Raw genomic sequence first — 239 nt, 5'->3', positions numbered from 1 at the left:
CTGGTTGGTGTTCAACTTGTGATGGCGGGTACTGCTTTGGCTTTAGGCTATGTAGTATATCTCGGTGATATTACACCCGCTTTGCTGCTACTGTTCACTTTTATACTGGGTATTGGCACCGCTTTGGCTGCGCCAGCCTGGCAGGCGATTGTACCTGGTTTAGTTCCGCGGGAAACTTTACAACAAGCTGTGGCGATAAACGGTATTGGCATCAATATCAGCAGAGCCATTGGTCCGGC

The 239-nt window shown here is 49.8% G+C and carries 1 protein-coding gene; it reads left to right on the top strand.

The window, feature by feature from the left end:
• The coding region (locus SB753_RS40990; RefSeq protein WP_410805670.1) for an MFS transporter at nucleotides 1–239 on the top strand (239 nt) is incomplete at both ends.

Origin of the sequence: Paraburkholderia sp. SIMBA_053 (assembly GCF_046534895.1) — a bacterium.
GTDB classification, from domain to species: Bacteria; Pseudomonadota; Gammaproteobacteria; order Burkholderiales; family Burkholderiaceae; genus Paraburkholderia; species Paraburkholderia caledonica.
Note: the sequence above shows the minus strand (reverse complement) of the source record. Positions and strands in the feature narration are given on the sequence as shown.